The organism is Methanocrinis sp. (assembly GCF_049974945.1).
Lineage (GTDB): Archaea > Halobacteriota > Methanosarcinia > Methanotrichales > Methanotrichaceae > Methanocrinis.
In genome coordinates this window covers 5318-9762 of sequence record NZ_JBNGCU010000070.1, presented here as the reverse complement: position 1 = coordinate 9762, position 4445 = coordinate 5318, and the positions used below count along the sequence as shown (strand labels likewise).

2 protein-coding genes and 2 pseudogenes are annotated in these 4445 nt (G+C 60.5%); 2 read left to right on the top strand and 2 right to left on the bottom strand.

Annotation, left to right across the window (positions count from 1 at the left end; all coding sequences use genetic code 11):
• Positions 1-2345, top strand: a pseudogene (locus ACP5EL_RS07615) (hypothetical protein); the annotation flags it as partial.
• A gap of 121 nt (positions 2346-2466) precedes the next feature.
• Here the strand turns inward: ACP5EL_RS07615 and ACP5EL_RS07610 are convergent.
• Together ACP5EL_RS07610 and ACP5EL_RS07605 are read right to left on the bottom strand one after the other, a co-directional pair.
• Complete coding sequence (locus ACP5EL_RS07610; RefSeq protein ID WP_428401918.1) at positions 2467-2859, bottom strand: hypothetical protein; 393 nt, start codon at positions 2857-2859, stop codon at positions 2467-2469.
• A gap of 58 nt (positions 2860-2917) precedes the next feature.
• A pseudogene (locus ACP5EL_RS07605) lies at positions 2918-3109 on the bottom strand (zinc ribbon domain-containing protein); the annotation flags it as partial.
• Between the two features lie 191 nt (positions 3110-3300).
• Between ACP5EL_RS07605 and ACP5EL_RS07600 the strand changes: the two are divergent.
• The coding region (locus tag ACP5EL_RS07600; RefSeq protein WP_428401917.1) for a hypothetical protein at positions 3301-4445 on the top strand (1145 nt) is incomplete at its 3' end.

Genomic DNA, 4445 nt, shown 5'->3' with positions numbered 1-4445 from the left:
CGGTCAGAGACTGGAGCTCTGTGAACTGGTGGGACTGGACTGCGTCAGAGCAGGGCAGCTACGAGGTGAACGTCTGGATCAGGGACGGAAACCATGCCGGAGCCGACGGCTGGGACGCCTACAAGATCACCCCGTTCACGGTGAACCCGGCGGCAAACCGGCCTCCTGTGGTCACAGCCCTCACCCCAAGCAGGTACAGTCCCCAGATCGCCGGAGCCAGGGTTACCTGGACGGCATCGGCGAGCGATCCCGACGGTGACTCGATCCTCTATCGGTTCTGGATGAAGGGCCCCTCTACGGGGAACCTCTGGAAGGTGGTCAGGGACTGGAGCACAAGCCGCAGCTGGACCTGGTCGACGAGCGCCGGTGACCTCGGAGTGTACGACTTCGCCGTCTACGTGAGAGATGGAAAGCACCAGCCTGCGGGACGCTATGACGACATCGCCGGATACAAGGGCTACCAGCTCGTCGGTGTCAGGCCGATCAACCGTCCTCCGACGGTGACGGGCCTCTCGCCCGATCGGCCCAGCCCCCAGACGGCGGGATCGAGGATCGTCTGGACGGCTTCGGCCTCCGACTCGGAGGGTGACCTCCTCTACTACAAGTTCTGGCTGAGGGGTCCCTCTACAGGAAACTCCTGGAGGGTGATCAGGGACTGGAGCACAAGCCGCAGCTGGACCTGGTCGACGAGCGTCGGTGACGTCGGAGAGTACGACGTCTACGTATACGTTCGAGACGGAAGACACGAGTCGGCATCCAGCTACGATAGCCGCACCGGATACGGCGGCTATCAGCTGACATCCCCTCCCCTGACCAACCGTCCTCCGACGGTGACGGGCCTCTCGCCCGACCGGCCCAGCCCCCAGACGGCGGGATCGAGGATCGTCTGGACGGCTTCGGCCACAGACCCCGAGGGTGACCTCCTCTACTACAAATTCTGGTTGAGGGGTCCCTCTACAGGAAACTCCTGGAGGGTGATCAGGGACTGGAGCACAAGCCGCAGCTGGACCTGGTCCTCAGATCCCGGCGACGCCGGCGAGTATGAAGTCTACGTGTACGTCAGGGACGGAAAGCACGAATCCGCCTCCAGTTACGACAGCGCCACGGGCTACAGGGGCTACCAGCTGGTCAGCTCCGGCGGCGTATATCAGCTCACCTCCGGAGGCGTGATCCAGGACAGGCCCTCTCTGGTTTATGCCGATGAGGGGTATCTTTTGGCCTACCAGTCCTGGGAGGCGGGCTCCTTCTACAGCGGCGACATCTTCCTCAAGAGGTTCGATTCCAGCTGGAACCAGATGCAGAAGGTCCAGGCCACCAGCATTCCGTCTTACCAGGACACCCCGTCGGTGGTGCACTCCGACGGCTACTACTACGCTGCCTACGTATCCGATGAGACGGGAAACTGGGATATCTTCATGAAGAAGTACGACCAGGATCTGAACCTCGTCGATACCCGGAGGCTGACCACCTCCTCCGCCGACCAGGACAGACCCTCTCTCGTCCGGGCAGGCAGCGACTTCTATCTCGCCTACCAGTCCTGGGAGACGGGCTCTCTCTATGGCGGCGACATCTTCATCGAGCGGTTCAACTCGGCCTGGACGTCGACGCGGAAGGTGAGGGTCACCACCGAGACCAGCTACCAGGATCGGCCATCCCTCGCCTATTCGGAGGATGAGAACAGGCTCTACGTCGCCTACGTCTCGGAGGAGTCCGGCAACAGGGACATCTTCGTCAAGAAGTATGACCGGAGCCTGAACTTCGTCGAGAAGAAGAGGGTGACCAGCAGCTCGTCGAGCCAGGACTACCCATCCCTGATCGCGCAGAGCGGCGAGTTGGACCTGGTCTACAGCACTCAAGAGAGGGGGAGCTATGACCTGATCCTGGAGAGGTTCAACCCGGGCTGGAGCCTTATCGAGAGGATCTCCGTGACCGGAGCCCCCGGCGACGAGGTCTGGCCCTCCCTCGTCCGTAGCCCCTTCGACGGCCTCCTCTGGGTCGCCTACGTCCTTCAGGACGACTCTGGCGGCGACATCTTCGTCCAGCCCGCAAGATCGGAGGCAGGCTGCTGGGCTTCGATGGACTTCAGCGCCACCAGGGCTTACAGCCCCTACATCCTCACCGTCAAGTTCCGCGGGCCCGGTGGGCTGCTCGCCGACCCCTCGAGCCTGAGGCTGACCTGGAACCCCGCCGACGCCGTCCTGACCAGCGGCACTCTGCGGAAGGTATCGACGGGAACCTACCAGTTGGAGTCGAGGTTCGGATCGGCTGGCCTCAAGACCTTCACCATCAGCTCCACCGTCGGCGGGTGCAGCGCCGATAGCACCGTGATCGTCCAGGTGACCTGAGGGCGAGGGGCGAAAGGCTGCTGAAGCAGAAGAGTTGGGTCGGTGGCGCCGGATCAGCGCCGCCGATCCTCGATATTTTTCACGATAACGGGGCCGTCTCCTGATGACCTGCCTTCCTGTTCTAAGGAGGAGATCGGTCGAAGACGGTGGCGTAAAGCCTATTGTTGTGCTCCTCTATCGTCCGGCGAACGTCCCACGCCGAGTAGATGTAGAGGGCCAGGATCAGCGGGACCAGGATCAAGCTCGCGGCGTCAAAGGTCGTATCGATATCGATCGGTCCAAAACCGTGGAGAGTGAGGAATGCCGCGATCAGGGCAGCATCGATCAGCATCAATACCGCGCCCTTGGCCGCCTTCTCCGCGTAGATCAGGCCAGCGCCTCCAAACAGGAAGACGACCAGAAGCAGCCCAGCAACTGTCTTTTTTCGCTCCAGCTCGAAGAAGACGGCCTTCTCCATCTCCGGCATCTTCTGGGCGTTCTCCCATATGATCTGGAATCTCTCGTCTTCTCTCATGAAAGGGTCTCCAAGATGAATGGGAAGGATCGATTTAAAGGTTAGACCTATCTCGTGACTAATCCCCGCCCTGAAGGGCGGTGCTTCTAGCTTTTGGCAGAGACTGTAGCCCCAGTCTCAGAATGTTTATTGCTGCATTCTCGTCACGGTCCATGACCAGCCCGCATTGAGGACATTCATGGACTCGATCCGATAGCTACTTCGGAACTTTTAGACCGCACCTGGAACATAGCTGACTTGTGTTCCTGGGAATATGTTTAGCATAGATAGGGGAGGGGCTCTACATCTCCGGCCTAAAGACCGGGGTTTTACGCCCCTCTCCACCCCTTATTCTTCTAATCGTATAAAAGTATTTTTATAGGATTATGCGTAACTGATATATATCGGTGATATACATCTAGCTAAGCATCTGCTGAAAGGTAAAGTTGGGGGGAGTGAGCCATGTTAGCCCTTGTAGCCACCATCGTAGGTTCCATCATCACCGGATATTCCGCGTACAAGATCCACGCGATCCGAGGTGGGCAGGGTCGGAAGCTACGGGATATGGAGGTTTTGAGGCGTCTGAACATCTCTCCCAAAAAGCAGGTTCGATTATGGAGCTTCCTTCTGGCCCTGGGCCTCGTCCTCCTCACGCCCGGCCTGGGATATCTCCTCTGCAGTGACCAGATCTCAGGGGGCGGAGGCGATGCGTCTTATTCCTATCTGAGAGCGACCTCCTCGGGAAACCCAACCGCGGTTCCGCTCTCAGAGAAGCTGGACAAAACTCCTCGAACCGTCGAAAAAGACGTCTCTGGCTCCTCCGGCTTCTCCTTCTTCCCGTCCGGTGGTGGCAGCAGCAGACGGTCGTCTTCGGGCGGAGGCAGCACGAAGCCTGCGTCCTCACCCCGCGAGAACGTCACCAGCATCGATGAGGGGGCAAAGGATGACGATACCCTCTCCTCCGTCGTCGGCGGCCCTGGTCGGAAAGCGGATGAGGCTGCCGAGATATCGGAGACGGAGTCAGGTTCAAGCCCGGAGATAGATGCGCCAGCAGAGATTAAGGGCCCAGTCCCTCGATTCGAGGTTGGGGGTGGTGAGAGCGGACCCGTGATGGCAGAGAGCCGGGCCGAGGCCGTGTCCGAGAAGAGCTCCGCCGAAAGAGCGTCAGAGATCCCGGACCTGGTCGGCAGGGTCGAACCGGCTGTTGCTTCATCTGAGGTAATCGATGTGGGAGTTGAAATTTCCGGCGCCACCGGATATTCGCGGGAAGAGGGCGCGGCCGTGGACGCCGCACCCGAAAAGAGGTCCGTTCCAACCACCCCCGAACCTCTGATGGCTGATACGGGGCCGGTGCCGGACCCGGTCGAGAGGTCGACGGCACCCCCGGTGGTCGAAGCCGGATCTGAGAGGGGCGAAGATCCAGATGCCGGGCGATCTTCGGAGGCGGGGGATGGCCTGGATGCGCCCTCTGCGGAGCCTTCAGATGCTGAATCCGAGCCAGATCTGGCAGAAGTTTCTGCAGAATCAGCTGCTTGGGGTGGCGGAGAAGGGACCGATCCCTCCTCGCTCCTCTCGATGGTCGGAGATCCGGGGCTCGAAGATCCGGG